The 23,110-nt window shown below is 37.7% G+C and carries 22 protein-coding genes; 14 read left to right on the forward strand and 8 right to left on the reverse strand.

What is annotated here, in order from left to right:
- The first annotated feature begins 109 nt into the window (after positions 1-109).
- The 3 genes from ACM6HU_RS03160 to ACM6HU_RS03170 all read left to right on the forward strand — a co-directional run bounded on the left by ACM6HU_RS03160 (position 110) and on the right by ACM6HU_RS03170 (position 4,760).
- Positions 110-982 carry a Cof-type HAD-IIB family hydrolase gene (locus tag ACM6HU_RS03160; protein ID WP_016113279.1) on the forward strand — a complete coding sequence of 291 codons (873 nt, stop codon included), beginning with the start codon at positions 110-112 and terminating at the stop codon, positions 980-982.
- A gap of 139 nt (positions 983-1,121) precedes the next feature.
- Entirely contained in the window at positions 1,122-2,612 is a 1,491-nt protein-coding gene (locus ACM6HU_RS03165; RefSeq protein ID WP_016113280.1) for a coproporphyrinogen III oxidase, read from the forward strand.
- A gap of 591 nt (positions 2,613-3,203) precedes the next feature.
- Positions 3,204-4,760, forward strand: a complete 1,557-nt coding sequence (locus tag ACM6HU_RS03170; protein WP_016113281.1) for a fatty acid--CoA ligase — start codon at positions 3,204-3,206, stop codon at positions 4,758-4,760.
- A 34-nt stretch (positions 4,761-4,794) separates the two neighbouring features.
- Here ACM6HU_RS03170 and ACM6HU_RS03175 read toward each other — a convergent pair whose 3' ends face one another.
- Positions 4,795-5,265, reverse strand: coding sequence for a hypothetical protein (locus tag ACM6HU_RS03175; RefSeq protein ID WP_016113282.1), 471 nt, complete (start codon positions 5,263-5,265; stop codon positions 4,795-4,797).
- A gap of 205 nt (positions 5,266-5,470) precedes the next feature.
- On the opposite strand from ACM6HU_RS03175, the gene ACM6HU_RS03180 reads away from it, so the two are divergent.
- Positions 5,471-6,949 carry a SulP family inorganic anion transporter gene (locus ACM6HU_RS03180; protein ID WP_016113283.1) on the forward strand — a complete coding sequence of 493 codons (1,479 nt, stop codon included), beginning with the start codon at positions 5,471-5,473 and terminating at the stop codon, positions 6,947-6,949.
- A gap of 56 nt (positions 6,950-7,005) precedes the next feature.
- Here ACM6HU_RS03180 and ACM6HU_RS03185 read toward each other — a convergent pair whose 3' ends face one another.
- On the reverse strand, positions 7,006-8,406 hold the full coding sequence (locus ACM6HU_RS03185; RefSeq protein WP_016133160.1) for an O-antigen ligase family protein: 1,401 nt from the start codon (positions 8,404-8,406) through the stop codon (positions 7,006-7,008).
- Positions 8,407-8,680: 274 nt separating this feature from the next.
- Here ACM6HU_RS03185 and ACM6HU_RS03190 point away from each other — a divergent pair, with 274 nt between their 5' ends.
- The 4 genes from ACM6HU_RS03190 to ACM6HU_RS03205 all read left to right on the forward strand — a co-directional run bounded on the left by ACM6HU_RS03190 (position 8,681) and on the right by ACM6HU_RS03205 (position 10,471).
- On the forward strand, positions 8,681-9,469 hold the full coding sequence (locus ACM6HU_RS03190) for an enoyl-CoA hydratase (RefSeq protein ID WP_016113285.1): 789 nt from the start codon (positions 8,681-8,683) through the stop codon (positions 9,467-9,469).
- 69 nt (positions 9,470-9,538) lie between these two features.
- On the forward strand, positions 9,539-9,862 hold the full coding sequence (locus ACM6HU_RS03195; RefSeq protein ID WP_016113286.1) for a hypothetical protein: 324 nt from the start codon (positions 9,539-9,541) through the stop codon (positions 9,860-9,862).
- 56 nt (positions 9,863-9,918) lie between these two features.
- A complete protein-coding gene (locus tag ACM6HU_RS03200; RefSeq protein WP_003195533.1) occupies positions 9,919-10,245 on the forward strand; it encodes a nucleoside triphosphate pyrophosphohydrolase in 327 nt (108 codons plus the stop codon).
- A gap of 40 nt (positions 10,246-10,285) precedes the next feature.
- A complete protein-coding gene (locus tag ACM6HU_RS03205; RefSeq protein ID WP_000431742.1) occupies positions 10,286-10,471 on the forward strand; it encodes a hypothetical protein in 186 nt (61 codons plus the stop codon).
- A 45-nt stretch (positions 10,472-10,516) separates the two neighbouring features.
- Here the strand turns inward: ACM6HU_RS03205 and ACM6HU_RS03210 are convergent, their stop codons facing one another.
- Positions 10,517-10,720, reverse strand: a complete 204-nt coding sequence (locus ACM6HU_RS03210) for a hypothetical protein (RefSeq protein ID WP_016113287.1) — start codon at positions 10,718-10,720, stop codon at positions 10,517-10,519.
- 158 nt (positions 10,721-10,878) lie between these two features.
- Here ACM6HU_RS03210 and ACM6HU_RS03215 point away from each other — a divergent pair, with 158 nt between their 5' ends.
- A complete protein-coding gene (locus tag ACM6HU_RS03215) occupies positions 10,879-11,928 on the forward strand; it encodes a M42 family metallopeptidase (protein WP_016133158.1) in 1,050 nt (349 codons plus the stop codon).
- A gap of 223 nt (positions 11,929-12,151) precedes the next feature.
- On the opposite strand, the gene ACM6HU_RS03220 is transcribed toward ACM6HU_RS03215, so the two are convergent.
- The 3 genes from ACM6HU_RS03220 to ACM6HU_RS03230 are packed head-to-tail and all read right to left on the reverse strand — an operon-like array spanning position 12,152 to position 15,907.
- On the reverse strand, positions 12,152-13,255 hold the full coding sequence (locus ACM6HU_RS03220; RefSeq protein ID WP_016133157.1) for a Ger(x)C family spore germination protein: 1,104 nt from the start codon (positions 13,253-13,255) through the stop codon (positions 12,152-12,154).
- An 11-nt stretch (positions 13,256-13,266) separates the two neighbouring features.
- Positions 13,267-14,355, reverse strand: coding sequence for a GerAB/ArcD/ProY family transporter (locus tag ACM6HU_RS03225; RefSeq protein ID WP_016113290.1), 1,089 nt, complete (start codon positions 14,353-14,355; stop codon positions 13,267-13,269).
- A gap of 4 nt (positions 14,356-14,359) precedes the next feature.
- Positions 14,360-15,907 (reverse strand): spore germination protein, encoded by a 1,548-nt coding sequence (locus tag ACM6HU_RS03230; protein WP_016113291.1) that lies wholly within the window; start codon positions 15,905-15,907, stop codon positions 14,360-14,362.
- Positions 15,908-16,421: 514 nt separating this feature from the next.
- Between ACM6HU_RS03230 and ACM6HU_RS03235 the strand changes: the two genes are divergently transcribed.
- Positions 16,422-17,375 (forward strand): TRM11 family SAM-dependent methyltransferase, encoded by a 954-nt coding sequence (locus ACM6HU_RS03235; RefSeq protein WP_033671809.1) that lies wholly within the window; start codon positions 16,422-16,424, stop codon positions 17,373-17,375.
- Between the two features lie 117 nt (positions 17,376-17,492).
- Here ACM6HU_RS03235 and ACM6HU_RS03240 read toward each other — a convergent pair whose 3' ends face one another.
- Together ACM6HU_RS03240 and ACM6HU_RS03245 are read right to left on the reverse strand one after the other, a co-directional pair.
- The gene (locus ACM6HU_RS03240) at positions 17,493-17,801 is read right to left on the reverse strand and encodes an IS66 family transposase (RefSeq protein WP_267864774.1); all 309 of its coding nucleotides are present in this window, start codon (positions 17,799-17,801) and stop codon (positions 17,493-17,495) included.
- A gap of 13 nt (positions 17,802-17,814) precedes the next feature.
- Positions 17,815-17,961, reverse strand: a complete 147-nt coding sequence (locus ACM6HU_RS03245; protein WP_016113293.1) for a YflJ family protein — start codon at positions 17,959-17,961, stop codon at positions 17,815-17,817.
- 438 nt (positions 17,962-18,399) lie between these two features.
- Here ACM6HU_RS03245 and ACM6HU_RS03250 point away from each other — a divergent pair, with 438 nt between their 5' ends.
- From ACM6HU_RS03250 to ACM6HU_RS03265, 4 genes are read left to right on the forward strand one after another with little or no spacing between them, the layout of a single operon-like run.
- The gene (locus tag ACM6HU_RS03250) at positions 18,400-19,848 is read left to right on the forward strand and encodes an amino acid permease (protein ID WP_414847993.1); all 1,449 of its coding nucleotides are present in this window, start codon (positions 18,400-18,402) and stop codon (positions 19,846-19,848) included.
- Positions 19,849-19,864: 16 nt separating this feature from the next.
- Positions 19,865-21,193: a 4-aminobutyrate--2-oxoglutarate transaminase gene (gene gabT, locus ACM6HU_RS03255; protein ID WP_016113295.1), complete on the forward strand. Its 1,329-nt coding sequence runs from the start codon at positions 19,865-19,867 to the stop codon at positions 21,191-21,193.
- Between the two features lie 23 nt (positions 21,194-21,216).
- Positions 21,217-22,659 (forward strand): aldehyde dehydrogenase family protein, encoded by a 1,443-nt coding sequence (locus tag ACM6HU_RS03260; RefSeq protein WP_414847986.1) that lies wholly within the window; start codon positions 21,217-21,219, stop codon positions 22,657-22,659.
- Positions 22,660-22,694: 35 nt separating this feature from the next.
- Positions 22,695-23,048, forward strand: coding sequence for a DUF3870 domain-containing protein (locus ACM6HU_RS03265; RefSeq protein ID WP_275857749.1), 354 nt, complete (start codon positions 22,695-22,697; stop codon positions 23,046-23,048).
- Positions 23,049-23,110 lie beyond the last annotated feature (62 nt).

The raw sequence follows: 23,110 nt of genomic DNA on the forward strand, positions 1-23,110 counted from the left end.
ACGTATATATTAAACCAAATTTGTGTACGAAATTCTAACTCGTTCTAATTAACAAATTTAGTTCATAAATTATGGATAGAGTAAAAGCAGCTAAGAGGAGGAATGCGACGTGATTTATCGCTTGTTGGCTCTTAATATAGATGGGACGCTCCTGCAGAAAAATGGGAAGATATCAAAAGGAACACGAGAAGCTATTGATTTTGTCAAACGAAAAGGTGTATATGTTACGCTGTTTACAAGTCGGCACTTTCAATCGGCTCATAAAATAGCAAAGTCATTAAAACTAGATTCTATATTAATTACGCATAGCGGTGCTTTTATTTCTGCTTCATTAGATAAACCACTCGTTCAAAACCGATTATCAGAGGAAAAAACGTTTAATATCGTGCAAGTGCTTGAACATTTTGAATGTAATATCCGTATTTCACATGAACGTTTTTCTATTGGTAACCGTGAGCGGAATACACCAAACTTAATTGCGCGCACTGTATTATCAAGTTCGGATCCGTTATTTTATCCTGTTCAATTTGTAGATTCATTAGGTGACGTACTGCGTGATCAACCTGTTACAGCTCCGAAAATTGATGTTGTCTTTGCAAGTAGAGGAGAAAGAGAACGCGCGCTTAAAACGTTGAAAAAAGCATTTGAAAATGTCGAGTATATAGAATCCGATGGGGGAAGGGTAGAAATTCTTCCGCTTCATGTATCGAAATTAAGAGGATTGCAATTATTAGGGGAACACCTTGGGATTGAATTGAATGAAATGGTGGCAATTGGAGATAGTTTGGAAGATTTAGATGTCATCGCGGGCGTTGGATTAGGAGTTGCAATGGGAGATGCACCTATTCCATTGAAGCAAGCAGCAGATTGGATTACACGTTCCAATAGTGAAAACGGAGTGGAATATATGATTAAGGAACATTTTCGAAAGCAATTTCCACTTCCATTTTTAAAAAATCACTCGCAGGTTCATAAATGGTGACAAGATGACGAAAGAACGCAGCCTGAAAGCTGCGTTTCTTAGTGTTTGTCTTTCCGGGAAAATGAGGAAAAGCTTCTATATTGACCTCTAGTCACCCTTCAAGTAAACTAAAGAGAGTTTACAAATGAAAAGGTGATAAGTGTTGTTAATTTCAATAAAAACGTTACAAGATGATCGTTTTTTACGTCCGCTACAAAATATTAGCGGCTTATTTTTTGAAGAAAGCACGATAGGATTTGAGAAAGAAGATGCGAATCTTATTGTTGAAATAAAGATAGAAGGAAACGTGACAGCTTCAGCACGTTTAACAGACGTTGCAACTGGAAATGTATATGAAGAAACGTTTGAAAAAGATTTATCTTCCTTCACAGTAGAAAAAGAACGTGTGAAACAAGTAAAACATGTTGTTTCATATGTGTATCTTTCTGTCTTGCAACAGCTAACTGGAATTGAGCAAAGTTGGGGGATTTTAACAGGAGTACGTCCAACGAAACTTCTTCATAAAATGCTTCAAAATGGCATGTCAAAAGAAGAAGCGCATAAAGAACTTCGTGAAAGCTATTTAATTCATGAAGAAAAAATTGAACTTCTGCAGCGCATCGTGGACTGTCAATTAGCGGTTGTTCCAGATTTATATCGTTTGAAAGAAGAAGTAAGTATTTATATCGGTATTCCGTTCTGTCCGACAAAATGTGCATATTGTACATTCCCAGCGTATGCGATTAATGGACGTCAAGGATCGGTTGATTCTTTCTTAGGAGGCTTACACTACGAAGTCCGTGAAATTGGTAAGTTCCTAAAAGAAAAAGGTGTTAAGGTTACAACGATTTATTACGGAGGCGGTACGCCAACAAGTATTACAGCAGAAGAGATGGACATGTTGTATGAAGAAATGTACCAATCGTTCCCGGATGTGAAAGAAGTACGCGAAGTAACAGTTGAGGCAGGTCGTCCTGATACGATTACGCCAGAAAAACTAGAAGTATTAAATAAATGGAATATCGACCGCATTAGTATTAATCCACAGTCGTACCATCAAGAAACGTTAAAAGCAATCGGGCGCCATCATACGGTGGAAGAAACGATTGAAAAGTATCATTTAGCACGTCAAATGGGAATGAACAATATCAATATGGACTTAATTATTGGTCTTCCAGGTGAAGGGCTAGATATTTTTAAACATACGTTAGATGAAACGGAAAAGTTAATGCCGGAATCATTAACAGTTCACACATTATCATTTAAGCGTGCTTCTGAAATGACGCAAAATAAGCGTAAATATAAAGTGGCAGGTCGTGAAGAAATTACAGCGATGATGCATGAGGCTGAAGAGTGGACGAAGAATCATAACTACGTACCATATTATTTATACCGCCAAAAGAACATTTTAGGTAACTTAGAAAATGTTGGCTATGCGATGCCATCGCAAGAAAGTATTTATAATATCGTGATTATGGAAGAAGTACAATCTATTATCGGTCTTGGCTGCGGTGCATCAAGTAAATTTGTTCATCCAGAGACAGGAGCAATTACGCATTTTGCAAATCCGAAAGATCCGAAATCATATAATGATGGTTATATCAAATATACAGAGGATAAGCTTGAAATTTTAAAAGAGCTATTCTCTTAAAGTGAAACTTTAATCCGTGGGGGTTTTTCTCATCCCCCATGGATTATTAGTTGAACCAATCGGGCTTTTACGGGCAGTTTATCTCACACCTAACTTCTTGGCTTCTGCTAAAATTTAAGGTGGGAGTATTACGGCCCGTTAAAGCGGGATAAGAGGCTGGCCTAAAGGTTCGCATATTGCGAGTTTTTAGGTTTCAGTCTCTTTTTTATATAAATGAGCTATTGTTTAAATAATATTTTAAAAAGTTTAAGTCGCTCATCCCAATCTTTTGGAAAATACGGGTCAAGTGAATGTCCAAATTTGTTAACAAGTAACTCAAAATCATTCTTTGGATGGAAGAGAGAATCCGTCCATGCATAGAAGAGATCATTGTTTTTTAGCCCCAAGCCAAGTAAAAGAAAAGGGAGAAAATGAGCGGAGAACTCCTTTTGTTTTCATAGCAGATACGTGTATGCCTACAAATCAAAATGGATATATATTTGTAAAACGATGTCGAGAATGATCAGAAAAAGAAGGTAAAAATGTAGAGGAAATGTCTACTTATAGACGAAATGATAGAATTATGAAAGTTAAAAGGGGGCATATTTTGACATGTATATGACGATTGGGAGGATTTTTGATTTAACGGTAGGGAAATATGCAAATAAAGAAGCGTTAGTAGAACCAGAAAAGAACATTCGTTGGACATATAAAGAATGGGATGAACAGATCAATAAGACGGCGCAAGCATTATTAGCAGAAGGTGTGAAAAAAGGAGATACTGTATCTGTTTATTTATATAACTGTCATGAATTTGTAAACGTTTATCTCGCTTGTGCTAAAATCGGTGCGATTTTCAATCCGATTAATTTCCGTTTAAAAGCAAAAGAAGTAGCTTATATCCTCATGGACGCATCCTCAAAAGTCGTTGTATTTGAAAAAGACGTTGAACAGACAGTTGCTGCCATTGAACGGGATTTCCCAAATAGTTCTTTTTGGTACATAGAAGATGACGCGCCTTCATACGCTGCTTCTTATCATGAAAAGGTAAATGCAGCTTCATCTGAGGCAGTGGATATTGTCGTTGAGGAAACAGATTATTGTTCGATGCTCTATACGAGCGGTACGACGGGTCATCCAAAAGGGGTGCTACATCGTCATCGTGATATGGCTGAACATAGTATGATTTGTACGTATTTCTTAAAATATAACCGTGATAGTATTGGCCTTGTAGTAGCACCGCTGTACCATTGCGGTGAATTAAATGCTGGTATCATACCAAGAATTCAAGTTGGCGGGAAAAATATCATTTTACATCACTTTGATACAGAGACGGTTTTACATACAATTCAAAAGGAAAAGATTACAACATTTTTTGGAGCACCAACGATGTGGAATATGCTGTTACAAGAGGATTTATCACAATATGAATTACGGTCGATGAAAATTGGAGTATATGGCGGAGCTGCGATGGCACCAGCGCTCGTAAAAGAATGTAAAGAGCGTCTGCATATCGATCTTGTTCAAATTTATGGAATGACAGAGATGGGTCCCGTTATTGCATTCTTAGTAGAAGAAGATCAAATTACGAAAGCTGGTTCAGCTGGAACGCCTTGTTTTAGTCACGAAATTCGAATTGTAAAACCGAACGAAGAGGGGCCGGCAGAACCAGATGACGTGTTACCACCTTATGAAGTGGGAGAAATTATTTCACGTGGACCAACTATGATGGCAGGATATCATAATCGTGAAGAAGCAACAGCAAAGTCTATGTATAAAGGATGGTACCATTCAGGTGATCTCGGTTATTTTGACAAAGATGGTTATCTATATGTAGCAGATCGTGTTGACGATATGGTTATAAGTGGTGGAGTAAATATTTATCCGCGTGAAATTGAAGATTTCTTGCATAGTCATCCTAGTATACTGGATGTTGCAGTACTTGGTGAACCGGATGAACTATGGGGTGAACGTGTTGTTGCGGTAGTGGTCAAAAAGGATGAACATATTACAGCGGCAGATTTAGAAAAATATTGTAAAGAAAGTGATGGATTAGCAGACTATAAACGACCACGCCACTACGTATTTGCAGATGAACTTCCTCGTAATGCGAGTGGGAAGCTACAGAAATTTGTACTTAGAGAGTCATTAAAAGGTGCTAAACAATAAAAAAAATGCCTTTCCAATTTGGAAAGGCATTTTTTTATTTGCGTGAGAAACCTTCTTCATCAAGGTATTCTGCAGCTTCTGGATAAGAATTGAATGTTCCGTCTAAGTTATTACCTGCGTACACATTCCACATATCGTCTTCTTGGATAAGAGTAAGAATATGGCCGTCTTCATTATGCCATTCTTCTTCTTTAGTAGGTGCAGCCTGTGCGACTACTTCTTCGGGCTCTTGGGATAGAAGTTCAATTGATTTTTGGATTAATGAGCGTAGTTCGTCTGCTGAAAATTCACGGATGTTAACCATGCCTTTATCGTCTGTTTTATAGCCGCGAATGCCGCTAGCGTATACGAAACCATTCCCATTTGGATGTAAATGATAAACAACGTTCTTTTTGTCTAAGCGACTTTCTTCAAAGTGAAAGTTCACACGTTTTAATGATACATTTTTTCTTTCTAATTGCGGGAAAGATTCGATAATCGATAATTTTTCTTCAAAAGTTAGCATATTGCCTCCAAATATATAGTAAAAGATTTAATCCGTTCATTATAGCATAGGGGGATTTTTTTCTAAAGCGTTAGCGAGAAGGGAATGTGAAAAATGAAGGCGGTTACTTCACGATACTGTAAAGAGTTTATTCTAAAAGGTACTGACGAATGCGCCTTTCTCCCGTTACAATGGAACGTGGACATTATACAGAGGTGGTTTTTTTATGGTTCAAAAAATAGCAAAAGAATGTTTAGCGGGTTTTACCGTGGCGATTGTTGCACTGCCGCTCGCAATTGCATTTGGGATTGCCGCAACGGGGACATCTGAAGGGGCGTTAGTCGGATTGTATGGTGCGATTTTTGCGGGATTATTTGCAGCGTTGTTTGGTGGCACAGCAGGGCAAGTAACAGGTCCTACAGGTCCAATTACGGTGATTGCGACAGGAGTTATCGCAACTCATGGACTCGAAGCGAGTTTTATCGCATTTATGATGGGCGGGTTGTTTCAAATTTTATTTGGTGTATGCAAGCTTGGATCTTATATACGCTATATTCCATATTCCGTCGTTTCAGGGTTTATGAATGGAATTGCACTTATTATTATTTTAGGTGAAATGAAGCATGTGAAGAATAGTTTTTTACTGGTTCTTTTGACCATTCTCGTTATGCTTGTTGCAGGAAAGTGGATTAAAGCGATTCCGGCGAGCTTAGTTGCATTAGTTGGGGTTACAGCAACGTTGCCGTTATTTTCGCATGTATTACAAGGACTTACGATTCAATTACCTATTGTGGGAACGATTCCGCTAAACAAGATGATTGAAAAAATTGGAGCAATTCCAGAAGCGGTGCCTTCTCTTCACTTACCACCTTTTAGTGGATCAGTAGTTCTTGAACTTATTTTTCCAGCGCTTAGTATTGCTTTATTAGGATCAATTGACTCTTTATTAACATCTGTTGTGATGGATAACGTAACAGGTACGCGCCATAAAAGTAATAAAGAATTGATTGGCCAAGGGTTAGGGAATATCATGAGTGGATTATTTGGCGGATTAGCAGGAGCAGGAGCAACTGTAAGATCGATTGTGAATATAAGAAGTGGCGGGAAAACAGCATTGTCAGCTTGTATGCATAGCATCATTTTATTTATTTTCATTATGGGGCTTGGTACAGTTGTACAATATATTCCACTTGCAGTACTATCGGGTATTTTAATTTTGACAGGTATCGGAATGTTTGACTGGGATAGCATGAAAAAGATGCGTGTAGCCCCAAAAGGTGATACTGTCGTTATGCTTTTAACGATGGTGATTACAGTGAAATTTGATTTAATGATTGCGGTTGCGTTTGGCATAGTGCTTTCCTTCATTTTATATATGGTGCAATGTAAAGAACGAAAAGCTTCTATTATAAAAGAAGAAGGGCAAGAGGCAATGTATATGATTCGGGGACCGCTTTCCTTTTTATCTGTTGACCGTATTTTCTCTTCTTTGCAAGAAGTGAAATCTCATTTGACATTACGTTTGAATGACGTGCAGTATATGGATACTTCAGGAGCGATGGCGCTATTAAACTTTGTGGATCATACGGAGAAAATGGGTGCAAGTGTAACGCTTGAGCGCTTACAACCGCATGTTGAAAAGACGCTGCTAAGTTTGGCAAATGATGAACAAAGAAAAAAGTTACAAATGGTGAAAGAAAAGTAGAATTGTAATGATGAAAAGCAGCATCCACATAATTGGATGCTGCTTGTAGAGTTTTCTTAATCTGCTTTCAAATCAACAATGACATAGGCTAATATTACGACAAAGAAAATACTAACAGCTGGTGCGGTTAATACATGTCCAGCCGTAAAGGCAATACCTAGTGCTAGTACTAGCACACTGGCAAGGAGCATATATCTTACAGTTATAATGGATTTGAAATTCGTAATGATGCGAATGAATAATCGAATGCCGAAATAAACAAATGGTAACAGATAAAGCAGAAAACCAATGATTCCAAATGAAAAGAATAAATCATGAAAGTCCATTTCAATTAGTTTAACTGCATCTTTATCTTTATAGTTTCCTGCGTATCCCATACCGAATAACTTTTGTGATGTAGGGGCCTCTTTATAGTATTGTTTATACACTTGTAAGAATTTATCACGGTCACTATAAATTAAACTATTCATTTCTCCACTTGTTAATTTTCCTTCTGCACGTCTTTTGGCTTCTTCAGGATCCTCTGTAATTACTTTACCTTCTCTTCTTGCTTGTTCTTCGCTTGCTAATTTTTTATCTTCATATATTTGTAAATGAATGCCCATATTTTTTGCAATAGGAGTAAGTGGTGTGACTGCCAATAAACCACCTAGTACAACAAGAGCAACAAAGATATTAACAAGATGTGTAATTCCTTTACCTACTTTTTTACGTTGCATCATATATTCAATAATAGAAAAGAGAAGTGCAACGCCTAGTGTAAGGATAATTGCTCCATAGCCCACTTTTGTTCCGACCATAATACTGGCATACATCGCTAAAATTGTTGGAATCCAGTAGTATACTTTAGAAAAAGAAGTTGTTTTCTGTACAGAGTAGAGTACAACCATTGGGAACGTGATTGCTAAAATAGAACTCAATTCATTTCCCGCGAAGAACCATCCTCTAGAGCCGGTTTTTTCGTATGAATAACTTGAGAAATCTGTTCCGGATGCTATAGATACAATCATAACCATACTTACAATTAACGTTGCATATAAGAAATATGTAATGAGTTTATCAGAAGCATACTGTTTATCTTTTAGTTCTTTAAATACAAGAATATATCCAAACAATAAAACGACTGGATATGTACTTTTCAAAATGAATTTAATTTCCTCGCCAAAAGAAACGGGGTGCTTGACGATCATATTGTTGACAAGCCCAGCAGCAAGTACGATACCAAGCAAGACTAGATAGAAAATATATTTCTTATTACCAGGTTGTTTCCAATTGAAAAGTAGATATCCTAAAGCGAGAGTCATAAAGGCAAATCTTACTACAATTCCGACTGTCGCACTCATATGTAATGTATAGATAGAGAAAGATGTTAATAAATCTAAAATTGGTTGCAACACGATGAATAGTAACAGGAAATGTGGGAAGTAGTTATTCGTTTGTTTCAACTTGTTAACCATGTTTTCCTCCATTTCTTCATTTTCGCGTGATTGGATGAACGAATTTCTATGTCTATTTGATACATCAACATAAGAATACACCATTTTATTATAATGGTAAATAGACGAGGCTATGCGGAAAATCTCTTGAAAAGAAGTTATTTTCTTTCATTATAATAGGGAATATATAAATTTTCGAGTGCATTAGACAGAAAATTACGAAAAAAGAAGGGTTTTACACCTCTTTTCTTTAATTATATAAGTATAATCTTTAAGGAAGAAAGAGGGATATATAATGGAAGTAAAAAGCAAAGCCGAGTCTGTAGTTGTGAAATATGAAGGACGAGTAGCAACGATTATGATGAATCGCCCAGAAGTATTAAATGCGTTAGATGAACCTACGCTGCAAGAATTGTTAGCAAAGCTGAAAGAAGTAGCTGAAAGTTCAGTGCATATTGTCGTATTATGCGGGAATGGACGTGGCTTTTCTGCGGGTGGAGACATTAAATCTATGCTTTCAAGTAATGATGAAAGCCGCTTTGAAAGTATTATGAATACTATTTCAGAAGTTGTTGTAACGTTATATACAATGCCAAAACTTGTGATCAGTGCAATTCATGGCCCAACTGCGGGGCTTGGCTTAAGTATTGCGTTAACAGCTGATTATGTATTGGCAGACATTTCATCTATCATTGCGATGAATTTTATTGGAATCGCTTTAATACCAGACGGCGGGGGGCATTTCTTCTTACAAAAACGTCTTGGTGAAAATATGGCAAAACAAATCATTTGGGAAGGTAAAAAGTTACCAGCAACAGAAGCGCTAGAGCTTGGGTTAATTGACGAAGTTATCGGAGAAAACTTCCAAGGGGCTGTGAAACAAAAAATAAATGAATGGCTTCAAAAACCAATTAAATCCATGATTCAAACAAAACAAATTCTATGTGAAGTCAATCGTTCGAATTTAGAACAAACGCTTCAGCTTGAAAAGCGCGGACAATACGCGATGAGAAAAACAGCTGACCATAAAGAAGGAATTACTGCATTTTTAGAAAAACGTCCGCCAGTGTTTAAAGGGGAATAAAAAAGGAAGAAAGTGCTAACACATTTTAGTATAATTGTGTTAGCACTTTTTTAAGTAATGAGGGAAAAGATGAAAAGAAAAATTATATGTATAATCAGTTTACTACCACTTATTTATTTTGCTCTACATAGCACACCAACGCTTGCTGTTCGCACAGCTTTATTCTTTGAAGGGTATCCAAAGGTCGCTATAGGAGGGGAGATTACGAAAGAAAGAAATATAGAGAAAGAAGCACTTCCTGCAGCTTATCAAACATTGTATGGAACAGAAAATAATGAATCAGACCATTACTTCTTTCCGCATGTACAAGCTCATGGAACAGGGATTGATATGATTAGTGCGTGTGTAAAGAAGAGATGGTTTTTCTATCAAGCAGAGCTCGGATGCTACTAAATAGAGGAAGAAGCTATGCTATAGTATAAGTATGATATTTTGGTGGAGGTAGAACTATGTCAACTTATAATAAACTAGTTAGAGATCTCGTTCCAGAAAAGATTTTAATGTCTGGAAAAACATATACTTCAAAAAAATTAACTGGTCAAGCATACATACAAGCATTAGCGAAAATCGGAACAGAGGAAATTCGTGAATTCGCCTCAATGAAAGAACGTGAACACGCATTAGATTCACTGGCTGATGCACTAGAAGTCATCATCTCACTAGCGCGTGCAGAAGGCGCAACATTTGAAGATATTGAGCGTCTTCGTAAGCAAAAAGAAGAAGAACGCGGTGGATTCCAAAGAGGAATTTATTTGCTGGATGTTTCGGAGGAGTAGTTTGATAGAGAGTATCTATTTTAGATAGGGAGAACATTACATGGAAAACAGCAAACATTTGTATCAAGTTGGGGATTATCGTCTATGGCTAAACACAGAAACAGGGGCTTTACAAATGAAACTTGACGGGAATAGAGAATTGTATAACATACCGAAAAACACGAAATTGTACGATCGGCTGTTAAACGACTTTTTCAGCAAGCCAGTAGAGCAGGAAAATAAGTAGTTAAGATAATTGATAACTATATATAGATGAAAAGCTCACCCTTTTCTAGAAAGGTTGAGCTTTTTGCTGTTTTGCTTTTGCTAGTTTTACTTTCGTTACAAAAAGACCAATGATAAAAAATATTCCGGTTAGCATCCATCCAATTGTAATCGCAGTAGAGGTATGAAGAACATAAGAAACCTGTAAACAAAGCAAAGATGATAAAAACCAAATTAATGCAATTTCTACATGTTTTTTCGTTACTTTCATTATAATTAATCCCCTTTGTTAAATGTACTATAAAACATTTTACCATAATTATGTAATTGTAAAAGTAAAATATACAAAAATCTCCATCGTTATTAGTAGAGGTTTTGTAATAATTTAGGTATACTGAATATTAGAAAAACAAAGTGGAGGGGACTGCATTGGCACATCATGCAAAAGAAACAATGGAATTAATTAAACAGCTTGTTTCCATTCCAAGCCCATCTGGAAATACAGGAAAAATCATTAACTTTATTGAAAACCACGTAAAAGAGTGGAATGTAGAAACGAAGCGTAACAATAAAGGTGCTCTTATTTTAACGTTAAAAGGGAAGAACGATGAGCAGCATCGTTTACTAACTGCTCACGTTGATACTTTAGGTGCAATGGTAAAAGAAATAAAATCTGACGGTCGCCTTCGCTTATCGATGATTGGCGGATTTCGCTGGAACTCTGTTGAAGGAGAATATTGCGAAATCGAAACAGCGAGCGGAAAAACATATACGGGTACAATTTTAATGCACCAAACATCTGTCCATGTATACAAAGACGCAGGTGAAGCAAAACGTGATGAAAAAAATATTGAAGTTCGTATCGATGAGCGCGTATCTTCAGCAGATGAAGTTCGTGAACTAGGAATCGAAGTAGGGGACTTTGTCTCATTCGACCCACGTGTCCAAATTACAGAGAGCGGCTACATAAAATCACGTCACCTAGACGACAAAGTAAGCGTGGCAATTCTACTAAAATTAATTAAAAGATTACAAGATGAAAACATTACATTGCCATACACAACACATTTCTTAATCTCTAATAATGAAGAAATCGGGTATGGTGGTAATTCCAACATCCCAGAAGAAACAGTAGAATACTTAGCTGTCGATATGGGAGCATTAGGAGATGGTCAAGCATCAGATGAATACACAGTATCGATTTGTGCCAAAGATTCTAGCGGGCCATACCACTACGGTTTACGCAAGCATTTAGTTGAACTTGCGAAAGCAAACAACATTGAATATAAAGTAGATATTTACCCATACTACGGATCAGATGCATCCGCAGCAATCTGCGCAGGATTTGATGTGAAACACGCACTAATTGGAGCGGGAATTGATTCTTCTCATGCATTTGAGCGTACACATGAGAGTTCGATTGCACATACGGAGGCGCTTGTATTTGCTTATGTAATGTCGGAGTTGATTGGAGAATAACGAAAAGAGGTTACCTGGTATCGGGTAACCTCTTTTGTATGGCGAATGTTGTCGGAGTAAGCATCAAATATTCCTCACCTACAATTTGTAAATAACTTATGAGGGAATCTTCTTACATACTACATGTGAAGGTTTTTTTATGAAAAAACAGCTAGTAAAGAAATTAACCTTTCTAAAATTGAAGGGGCTTGCAATTTTGGTACGAATCTTAGTTGAGCTCATGTTACTTAATCGTTCCCATCCCACCAATTTCTACATTTACCTTGACGTTTACATCGCCCTTTGCTAATGCCTTATTCCATCTATTTTGGACTTTTTTCCATTCTGGATACGTGTAAGTTCTTGCATATAGCCCAAGCCCAATCGGATCGATTTTGGTAGCTTGTATTTTCTTTATTAATTGCTTGAAATCAGCTTCCAGCTTAGTTTCAATAGCTTTTTGTAATTTTGCTGCGTCCTTTCTTGTATTGAACGAAAAAAGTCGTTCTGTAATACCGATTCTCATCTTTACATCTATATTAAATATAAAATGATTATTATACTTAACCTTTGTCTTTACTTTAATATTTTGGGCACTAAAGCTTATCCAATCTTTATCCTTGCTATCCGACATTAGTTTAATTGCAATTGTAAATGGAAACTCACCTTTCGTTTCTTGCTGCAAAATGCGTAATAGTTTGTTTTCATCAGATTTTAGCGTTAATTTATACCTTCCTTTTTCATCCAACAAAGCTGTACCTGTCACCCATATTTTATTCTTTTTTTTCATCTCAGTAATACTTGCTGTAATCCCTTTGTCTGCTACTTGTTCATGTAATTTTTGAAGAGTTGTTTTTACTGCGATATTTCTTAAATAGGCGGTATCAACTAGTTTTGTTAAATATAAAGGAAGTCGGGGCTTATCTTTTGGGTGATAAAAGATGACGTCCGAAACAGGTCCATCTACAGCAACAACTCGTGTGGTAACTGTATTTTTGGGGTCTCGATAAAATGGATCGAGGTAATTTTCCCAGTTTTTTTGTTTCATTAGCCGCTTTCCAACTAAAATAACCTGTGTTTTACTTCCCGAGGTTAGCGCCATAACTGTAGCATCAAATTTGTCTCTAGAATTTCGAATTGTAACAGATTTCACACCAGTAGTTTCTTCTTTTACTTTTGCTTCTTTATTAAAAACAGGACTTGATATATATACCAATAAATTATTATTACGATCTAAGTCGATACCAAGGATAAGGGTAAGGGAAACATCTTCAACATTTGTCTGATCAAAGCATCCAGTCATCATGAACACCGATAACAAAATACAACATAGTACTTTTCTTTTCAATGTATCCCCCCCTAGCGAGACTTCTCATATACCCAGCTATACATCCATAAAATGATAGGTGATATATACGTCAATCCTAATCCAGCATTCGATACTACCTGTTGCCAAGTTTCGGCTTGATTCCAACTAGGACGAGTCCAAAATGCGAAGCCGATAATGAGCAATAATAGAACAACGACATGAGAGCTGTGATCTTGTTTCCCAAGTAATTGGCTCGAACAAAATACAGCGCAGTATATGCAAGGAATCCAGGCTGTGGAAACAACGGTTAAGTAAACAGCCAATAAAATCATGTCAAAACGTTCTAAAAAACGAAATTCAATTACTTTAAGTAAATTTAGTACCGGTTGGTTAAATTGTGTAATGCTATCGGGGCTAAAATAGGAAAAGCAAATAATAGTAGCAAATAAATAAAATAACATCGTTAAAGTGTTTGCAATAACCATTCCATGGACTGCATACTGTTTTTTTTGTAAAAAGGGATATAAAAAGAACGCAATATCAAACCCTAAATAAGCAAAAATAGTGGTCGGTACAGCTGTTAATACAGGTTTCCACCCTTCTTTTAAGAGCGGAAAGAAGGGCAGCAGGCTTCCGCCATCTTTTAGCGGTATCAAAAAAAACAGCGGAATCCAAAGCATCATATAAAAAGTAAGTTCAGAGTACCGCCCTATAATACGAAGGCCGTTGCGTACAACAAGAAAGGTAGGAATCGAAAACAAAAAGATAATGATATAGTCAGGCGTTTTCGGAAGAAGCCATCCCTTAAGATAAAGCATAGCGTTCACAAGAATAGTACCGGAATAAAAGGCAAAATATATCATGTAAATAACAACGAGTGCTTTCCCTACTATTTTTCCGAATAATCGTATAAGAATGTCGTAAAGCGTGTCCTCGGGATATCTTGCAGCTGTTTTCACGATAAAAATACCTGATATTGTGGAGAATACCCAGCCGATAAGTATAGCTATCCATCCATCTGTTCCAGCTTTTTCTGCAAGCAATCGTGGGAGAGATAAAACTCCAGTGGCCACCTGCATTCCATTGATTAAAAAAATATACTGCATAAGAGTGATGTCATTATAGGCATATTTTTTCATAGTTTCACCTTTTATTATGGTTTTTTCCTTGTCGAATAGATTGAGTGGCTCCCGTACCTTTAGAACGACTTCTTATCGCCCATAAAGGAAAGCGTACAAAAGCGTCCTTCATATCTGCAAAGCGAAACGGTGCTAACGGAGTTCCGTAAGGGGTACCTAGCGATTCAAGACTGATGAGATGCGCAATTAATGTCATCCACCCGATAACAAGTCCTACAATTCCAAATAGGGAAGCTGATAGCATCATTGGAAAGCGTAAAAGTCTGACTGCCGCTCCCATATCATAATTAGGGATAATAAAAGAAGCGATGGCTGTAATAGCAACAACGATAATCATAATGTTGCTTACAATTCCCGCCTGAACAGCAGCCTGTCCAATAATAATTCCGCCTACAATTCCAACTGTCTGACCGATCGGAGTAGGCAGCCGTAAAGCCCCTTCTCTCATCGCTTCCAATGTCATTTCCATAAGCAGTGCTTCCATAACTGGAGAAAATGGTACACGCGTTCTTGATTCCGCAATAGACAAAAAAAGCTCTACAGGAATGACTTCAAAATTAAAGGAAATAAACGCAACATAACTCGCAGGTAAAAATAGAGCAATCATAAAAGCGACGAAACGAAGTATACGAATAGATGAGGCAACTAACCAACGTGTCCCGTAATCATCAATTCCTTGAAAAAAAGATATAAAATTTGTCGGGGCAATTAATACACTAGGGGAATGATCCACAACAATCACAAATCTTCCCTGGAGAATATGAGATACAGCCACATCGGGTCTTTCAGTTAACATAAATTGTGGAAACGGTGAGTACGGGTTATCTTCAATGAATTCGATAAGTTCACCAGTACTTTCAACAGCGTCGACCGTAATATCTTGAATCCGTGTTTCTAATTCCTTCAGCACATCTTCAGAAGCTACATCTTCCAAATATAAAATAGAAATCCTCGTTTTGCTTCGTATACCAATTATTATTTCTTTTATCATTAATTCGCGATGAGGAATATATCTTCGAATCATTGCGATATTTTGACTTCCAGTTTCTGTGAATCCTTGATGCGCACCTTTTAGAGCTATCTCGTTATGAGCATCTTCAATATTTCTTTGTGGCCATCCTTTCGTATCCAATTGATGCGCTGTTGTTCGGCCGTGGATTAATAAAACACTATCTCCTCCAAAAATAGCATTTTCAATCTGACTGCACGTATTAATAATTTTAATCTGTCCTAATGTAATTGGAAGTTCCGTATTCGTATCAAAAGCACTATTCATTAAAGGATTTAGAACGTGATGTTGAATCAATTGTTTATCTGTTAATCCAGACAAATACACTAAAGCTGCTTCTAATCCATCTGCTGTCATTTGAAACCGACGAATCACTAAATCAGGTGCTTGACGAAATACATTCTGAATATCAGCTATGTTTTTCGATAAATCAGCGTCTAAGAGGGAGTCCTCTATATTTTTTTTCGAAAAATGAGTATTGTCTTGTATTGAAAATGACTTAGGATTACCTCTATATTTTAACCGTTTCAGAAATTTAGCCATGACTCCCTCACTTTCTACGTGCCTTCTATAGTATGTTTAGTATGTATATATTAAGAAAAAATATCCTAATAACTAGAGAGGCAACGCCAGAATTATTACTATAGATGTCCAGTAACCAAATTTCCAAAATAAAAAAGTATTTCTCTCTGTATGACTAGTAGAAAGAAATACTTTTTTTTATTCCGCTATTCGCGGGCAGTAAGACTCCCGCTTCGAAATTCAGCAAAAGCAAAGAGGATAGGTGAGTGTGATTAAAGTTTCACTTTGTTTGAATCATATGATATCATTTAACTTTATTAAAAAAGTATGTGAGCGATTGTAAGGAGTTAGGAATACGAGCTAATTCCTAGAAATAAAATATTCTTTAATAAGTAAAGAATCCGATGAAAAGAACTAATAAAAAGAGACAAAGTTGCCTCGGCTTATTCGTCCCTTTTTCATATATTTCATGTTATATGGTGCTACTGAGAATGATAGGGAAGAACAATTTAAAATGATAAAGGATGCGAACAGATTGAATAATCACAGCACAACACCGGCATTTATATATACGTATGCATTCCGCGAAGATGAACGATCTTTATGTTATATGGAGATGCGCTCTCTTTTTGGAGTTGAGTCTCATGTTAACATTTTGAAAAGTAAGGTCAAAATTGAGCCGAGTCGAAGTCCGTTTATGAAAGAACGAATCGAAGTGATGTATGAAGGAGACGACTTGGCAAATATTTTAGAACAAGTAGAACAAATTGATTTGGCAGGAGCTACATTCAAAGTTATTTTTGTTAAAATTAATGATCTCAATGAATCGAACAAAATAGAATACGGACAGCGGCGTGTAATTGAGAGAGAAATCGGCATGCAGATTGAAGGGGAAGCGGACGTGCATCATCCAGAGCGTGTATTTGGAATTGTTCCTCTTGGTGGTCGTTGGTATTTTGGAGAATATATTGAAAGTGAAGCTGTTTGGTATCATCACGTGAAAAAACCACGCAGCTATTCTACGTCACTTAGCACACGTGTTGCGAGAGCTGTTGCGAATATCGCTGTGCCAAATCCTGATGGAGTCAAGGCGATTGACCCGTGTTGTGGTATAGGGACGGTACTGGTAGAGGCACTGTCCATGGGAATTGACATCGTGGGCCGGGATATAAATCCTCTTGTTGTAATTGGATCTAGAGAGAATATTGCGCATTTTGGATTTGAAGGAGACGTAACGGTAGGGCCGATTGCGGATGTCACAACTAATTACGATGTAGCAATTATCGATATGCCGTACAATTTATTTACACATGCGACACCAGAAGATCAATTCTCAATTCTTACACATGCGCGTCGTTTTGCGAAAAAAGTAATTGTTGTAACCATTGAGACAATGGATCACATGATTAAAGAAGCTGGATTTGAAATTACAGACCGCTGTATAGCTAAAAAAGGGACATTTTCTAGGGAAATTCTTGTTTGTGAATAGAGAAAGTCTTTTGTAATGAAAAAAGGAAAGTGATTGGTATATATGCCAATCACTTTTTTCTTTATTACTCAAAGGAATTGTTAAATCTTCTATTCTAGGATTAAGGGTATTTACTTGTTAAGCTTTGTAGTAACTGCTTAGCCTAGTGTTAGATAGTTTACTAGGAAGGCAACAAAAGGAGGCATGCCTTCTTTTGTTGCCTTGTACGGATTGTTTCTGTTTTTTAATCGTAGAAACTACACTGCGAATGCGACAAAATACAACGCCATCCTGTTCGTTTCGAAAGGTACCAGAGATATTTTCCTTTACCTTGGCCATTCGCAAGTCACGCTCTGCTTGATTGTTGCCAAACGGGACAAACGCATTCCGAATATGGTGAGAAACGGTCGATATATTCGAAAGAACAGTCGATATCGTTTTATCGATGAATCATAATAGATTACTTTTCTTTGAGTTCTTCTTGCTTTTCCGCTAATAAATTACGTAAAACATGGGCACGATAGCTTTCTAATTTTTTTCCGTCCAAATAACGAACTCCTAATTTTTTTAGTTCTGCTACGTACCATCCTTTTGTTCCAAAATACATGGAGATCACTTCCTTTTTGCTTTTAAACAGTATATGTTTTAGAATTTATAAATTTCTTTTTTTATACTATATAACTGAATTTAAAATAAATGTTGAATATTCAGTCTATTTGTATTATTATTAGTTTATTATCGGATGACAGTGATTAGCCTCTCTGCATGCCCGGATATGATTTCGTTCAATTTAATCGAGGATGATTGGCTTCTTTCCACTTGAACTTCCTTAGCAGGAAGACGAGCCATAAGGATAGAGACAGTAAAATCCAATGTAATTCTTTACATTGTTTTTCTGGCTCTTTTTATTTTTCCTATAAATAGGAAAAGGGTGAGCGTTACATATGCTTATTAGAAGACCGATTTAGAAGAAGATGTTAAGAAAGCGTTATCAATCATGGGCGATGTTTCGATCTTATGTATGTTCACTCTAATAGAAGGATTTATGAAAATAAATACTTATAGGTTGGTGATCTTTTTGGTGAAAGAAAAAAAGGAACTGCAAAAAGACTTGAAAACCAGGCATATCACAATGATTTCAATTGGCGGGGTGATCGGGGGCGGATTATTTGTAGGAAGTGGGACAATTATTCAATCAACCGGCCCAGCGGCCATTTTGTCCTATATCATTGGCGCTTTAATGGTTGTACTTGTGATGCGGATGCTCGGGGAGATGGCTGCGGTAAACCCTGATAGTGGTTCATTCTCAACATATGCACATAAGGCAATTGGACCTTGGGCAGGGTACACAATCGGTTGGTTATACTGGTTCAATTGGCTCATTATTATCGCAATCGAAGCGGTATTGTTAGGAGTGATGATCAATAATTGGTTTCCTTCCATACCAACATGGCTAGCGAGTTTGTTCGTGATTATCATGATGACAATGACAAATGTTTATTCAGTGAAGTTATACGGGGAGTTTGAATATTGGTTAGCGCTTATTAAAGTGGTAGCGATTCTTGCATTTTTAGTTTTAGGAGTTTCTATGATTTTTGGACTTGTACCTAATGTAGATAGACCGGATCTTTCAATCATCTCTGAAAACGGGGGCTTTTTTTCAAAAGGAATTATGCCAGTACTACTTAGCGTTGTGTTTATTTCTTTCTCTTTATCGGGGAGTGAAGTAGCAGCGATTGCGGCCGGAGAGTCTGACAATCCAGAGAAGAATGTAATAAGAGCGATTAACAGTGTTGTATGGCGTCTTATGATTTTCTTTGTAGGGTCTGTATCGATTTTGGTCATTTTTATGCCGTGGAACAATGCAGAATTATTGAAATTGCCTTATGCAAGTTTATTTCAGATGGCAGGAATCCCTGCGGCTGCGGAAATCATGAATGGGGTCGTATTTCTATCGCTCCTTTCGGTTATGAATTCCGGAATATACACGAGTTCTCGTATGTTATTTTCACTTGCGAAAAAAGGAGATGCCCCTCTAATGTTCTCCAAGTTAAATAGTAGAGGGACACCAGTTTGGGCGATCTATGCAAGTATCGTATTCGCATTCATTTGTGCCATGCTAAAGTTTATATCTCCTGATAAACTATTTGCTTTTTTAGCGAATAGCTCAGGCGGCGTTACGATGCTGATGTATATGTTCGTTGCCGTTTCTCATATCAGGTTGAGAAGAAAAGCTGAAAGAGAAGACCCAGGGAAACTAAAGGTGAAAATGTGGTTATTCCCTTATCTCACATATGCAACACTTGCGATGATCATTACGATATTTGTTGCACAAGCGTTTATAGCGGATATGCGTATGCAATTTTATATGACGATGTTAGCGACTGCCGTAGTAATCGTAATCTATTTCCTAAGAGATAGAAATAAGCGAGTGCCAATAAAAGAAGATTTTACGATTATACAAGATTCGAAAGTTAGTTTAGAGAAGGAGTAAGAAAGGGGAATGTTCCATGTTAAAAGAAAAGCAAAATATTGTAACGACAAAATCTGATAGTCTACATGAGAGAAGAAACAATGCGGTGCCTGAGGGTCCTTATAATATTACGCAGTTATATGTCGGGTCGGCAAAAGGGGCAATCATTACGGATGTAGATGGCAATGAATTAATAGATTTTGCAGGCGGGATTGGTATGCAAAATGTCGGGCATTGTCATCCGAAAGTAGTACAAGCCATTCAAAGCCAGGTGGCATCTTCTATTCATAGTTGTTTTCATGTAGCGCCGTATGAAAGCTATATTGAGTTGGCTGAGAGATTGAATGAATTAACGCCAGGAGATTTTAAGAAAAAAACAATGTTTGCAAATAGCGGGGCTGAAGCAGTAGAGAATGCTGTAAAAATCGCTAGGAAAGCTACTGGGCGCAGTGCCGTTGTTTCATTTGAACGTGCATATCACGGGCGGACACTTCTGACAATGTCTCTTACGAGTAAAGTAAAACCTTATAAGCATGGATTTGGTCCATTTGCATCAGATGTATACAAGCTGCCTTATCCGTATTATTACCGCGCGGAAGACGGCATGACGAAAGAAGAAGTAGATGGGCGAATTTTAGCGTATTTCGAACGTTTTATGTTAGAGGAAGTGGCAAGTGATAATATCGCTGCCATTATTTTGGAACCGCTTCAAGGTGAGGGTGGATTTATTGTTCCAAGTGCAACGTTTATACAAGGCGTCAGAAACCTTTGTGATAAATATGGAATTATCATGATTGCTGATGAAATTCAAACGGGTTTTGCTCGTACTGGAAGTTTGTTCGCAATGGATCATTTTGGCGTTGCTCCTGATTTAATGACATTTTCAAAATCAATTGCTGCAGGTATGCCGCTTAGCGCAGTAACAGGAAGAGCGGAATTGATGGATGCGCCTGGGCCAGGACAACTTGGCGGCACTTTTTCGGGAAGCCCGGTTGCTTGCGCAGCTGCACTTGCTGTTTTAGATGTAATTGAAGAAGAGCAGTTAGTAAAACGTGCTGAGGTAATCGGAAGCCGGATGATGGAAGTATTCCATAGCTGGAAGGAGAAATACGAATTAATTGGAGATGTGAGAGGCCTTGGGGCGATGACGGCGATCGAGCTTGTAAAGGACCGAAATACGAAAGAACCAGCAGCAGAAGAAGTAAAAGCGATTATGCAAGAAACACATAACAAAGGTGTAATCACAATAAGCGCTGGTATTTATGGTAATGTCCTTCGTTTCTTACCGCCTCTTGTTATAACAGATGAACAGCTGGAGGAAGGGCTTCATGTTCTTGAAACGGCAATTGCGAAACTATCAAAATAGGAAACGATGATGGAGGCAGAGAAATGAGGTTTTTAAATTATATAAATGGCCAGTGGAAAGAGCCATCTACGAATCAATATTCGAAAAATTATAATCCGCATAACGGAGACGTGTTAGGGGAATTTCCACTAAGTTCAGCAGATGATACACAGGCAGCTATCGCATCTGCAAAAGAAGCTTTTCAAAATTGGCAAGGGCTATCGTTTCAAGAGCGGGCAAGTTATTTATGGAAAGCAGCAGCGATTTTAAAAGAACGAGTGGCAGAAATTGGTCAAGATTTAACGAGTGAAGAAGGAAAGACGCTTGCCGAAGGAATCGGGGAGACGAAGCGAGCAATCAGTATTCTGGAGTACTATGCGGGGGAAGCAAATCAGCCGGTAGGAGAAATGATTCCTTCTGCAAATCCGAAAACAATGCTCTATAGTAAGCACGTCGCGGTTGGACCAGTCGGACTCATTACGCCGTGGAATTTCCCAATTGCAATTCCAGCATGGAAAATGGCTCCGGCGCTGATTTATGGAAATACGGTTGTTATAAAGCCAGCTGAAATTACGCCGAAATCAGTCTATCACCTTGTGAATGCTTTTCATGAGGCAGGAATTCCTGCTGGAGTTATCAATTGTGTGTTTGGCAAAGGTTCAGTCGTTGGAACGGAATTAACAGAAAATCCTGATATAAAAGCGATATCCTTTACTGGTTCGAATAGCGTCGGAAAAACCATTCAGCAAACCGCGATTGCAAGCGGGAAAAAGGTGCAGTTAGAAATGGGAGGAAAAAACCCATTAGTCGTATTAAAGGATGCTGATACCCAGAAAGCAGTCGATATTGTGATAAGAGGTGCATTTATGTCAACAGGACAAAAATGCACAGCGACAAGCAGAGTAATTATTGAAGATGACATTTATGAGGAATTTCGAAATGAGCTCCTGTTACGTACAAAGGCTCTTAAAGTTGGAAATCCATTAAAACAGGATACATTTATGGGGCCATGCGTATCCGAGAACCAGCAGCACTCTGTTTTAGCGATGATTGAAGTAGGAAAGAAAGAGGCTTCTTTACTTTGCGGAGGTAGCGCACCAGAAGAAGATGAGTTAAAACGAGGATATTATGTTCTACCGACTATTTTTGAAGACGTACCGCAAGATGCACGAATTGCGAAAGAAGAAATTTTCGGTCCTGTTATCTGTTTGTTTAAGGTGAACAATTATCAAGAAGCGATTCATTTAGCGAATGATACAGAATACGGACTGAGTGCATCTGTTTGTACAAATAATCTCAGCCTAGCCCAGCAGTTTATTGATGATATGGAAGTTGGAATGGTCCATGTCAATTCAGAAACAGCAGGAGCGGAGCCGCAAGTTCCGTTTGGCGGCATGAAAAATTCTAGCGATAGACCGCGTGAACAAGGAAAAACAGCTGCAGAATTTTATACACGAGTGAAGACAGTATATATCGATCAAGTATGAGTTATAGAATAAACACATAATAATGGGGGATGAACATGCGTAAAGGTACTTTTTTCATGGCAGGACACTCAAGACTTCCGAAAGGGATGGCTGTACGCAGTGTCTATGAAACATTAACAATTACAATAGAGGCAGATCTCAAATATCACGTTATTATTGAAGCGTCATGTACCCTTGCCACCGAACATGGGAGAGACTTTATTGCTCAAATATTAAGAGGGCATAGTTTACAAGATGGCATTGAAGAGATCATTCAAGAAATCTCTTATCACTATCAAGGAAAAGCGCAAAATGCGATTATTAGTGCGGTAAAAGATTTGTACCGCCAATATACAAGCTATGTAAACGGCGAAAAGCCACAAGAAGAATATGAAGAAACAAATCTATAACAAACTGCCCGTAAAAGCCCGATTGGTTCAACTAATAATCAGTGGGGGATGAAAAATCCCCC

Origin of the sequence: Bacillus sp. IT-79MI2 (assembly GCF_949768135.1) — a bacterium.
In the GTDB taxonomy this organism is placed as follows: Bacteria; Bacillota; Bacilli; order Bacillales; family Bacillaceae_G; genus Bacillus_A; species Bacillus_A pseudomycoides.

Bases quoted from the DNA above. Each gene is read 5' to 3' on its own strand.
- ACM6HU_RS03170 (WP_016113281.1), top strand. From the start codon at position 3,204: ATGTATATGACGATTGGGAGGATTTTTGATTTAACGGTAGGGAAATAT.
- ACM6HU_RS03175 (WP_016113282.1), bottom strand. From the start codon at position 5,265: ATGCTAACTTTTGAAGAAAAATTATCGATTATCGAATCTTTCCCGCAA.
- ACM6HU_RS03180 (WP_016113283.1), top strand. From the start codon at position 5,471: ATGGTTCAAAAAATAGCAAAAGAATGTTTAGCGGGTTTTACCGTGGCG.
- ACM6HU_RS03185 (WP_016133160.1), bottom strand. From the start codon at position 8,406: ATGGTTAACAAGTTGAAACAAACGAATAACTACTTCCCACATTTCCTG.
- ACM6HU_RS03190 (WP_016113285.1), top strand. From the start codon at position 8,681: ATGGAAGTAAAAAGCAAAGCCGAGTCTGTAGTTGTGAAATATGAAGGA.
- ACM6HU_RS03195 (WP_016113286.1), top strand. From the start codon at position 9,539: ATGAAAAGAAAAATTATATGTATAATCAGTTTACTACCACTTATTTAT.
- ACM6HU_RS03200 (WP_003195533.1), top strand. From the start codon at position 9,919: ATGTCAACTTATAATAAACTAGTTAGAGATCTCGTTCCAGAAAAGATT.
- ACM6HU_RS03205 (WP_000431742.1), top strand. From the start codon at position 10,286: ATGGAAAACAGCAAACATTTGTATCAAGTTGGGGATTATCGTCTATGG.
- ACM6HU_RS03210 (WP_016113287.1), bottom strand. From the start codon at position 10,720: ATGAAAGTAACGAAAAAACATGTAGAAATTGCATTAATTTGGTTTTTA.
- ACM6HU_RS03225 (WP_016113290.1), bottom strand. From the start codon at position 14,355: ATGAAAAAATATGCCTATAATGACATCACTCTTATGCAGTATATTTTT.
- ACM6HU_RS03230 (WP_016113291.1), bottom strand. From the start codon at position 15,907: ATGGCTAAATTTCTGAAACGGTTAAAATATAGAGGTAATCCTAAGTCA.
- ACM6HU_RS03245 (WP_016113293.1), bottom strand. From the start codon at position 17,961: ATGTATTTTGGAACAAAAGGATGGTACGTAGCAGAACTAAAAAAATTA.
- ACM6HU_RS03250 (WP_414847993.1), top strand. From the start codon at position 18,400: ATGAAAATAAATACTTATAGGTTGGTGATCTTTTTGGTGAAAGAAAAA.
- gabT (WP_016113295.1), top strand. From the start codon at position 19,865: ATGTTAAAAGAAAAGCAAAATATTGTAACGACAAAATCTGATAGTCTA.
- ACM6HU_RS03260 (WP_414847986.1), top strand. From the start codon at position 21,217: ATGAGGTTTTTAAATTATATAAATGGCCAGTGGAAAGAGCCATCTACG.
- ACM6HU_RS03265 (WP_275857749.1), top strand. From the start codon at position 22,695: ATGCGTAAAGGTACTTTTTTCATGGCAGGACACTCAAGACTTCCGAAA.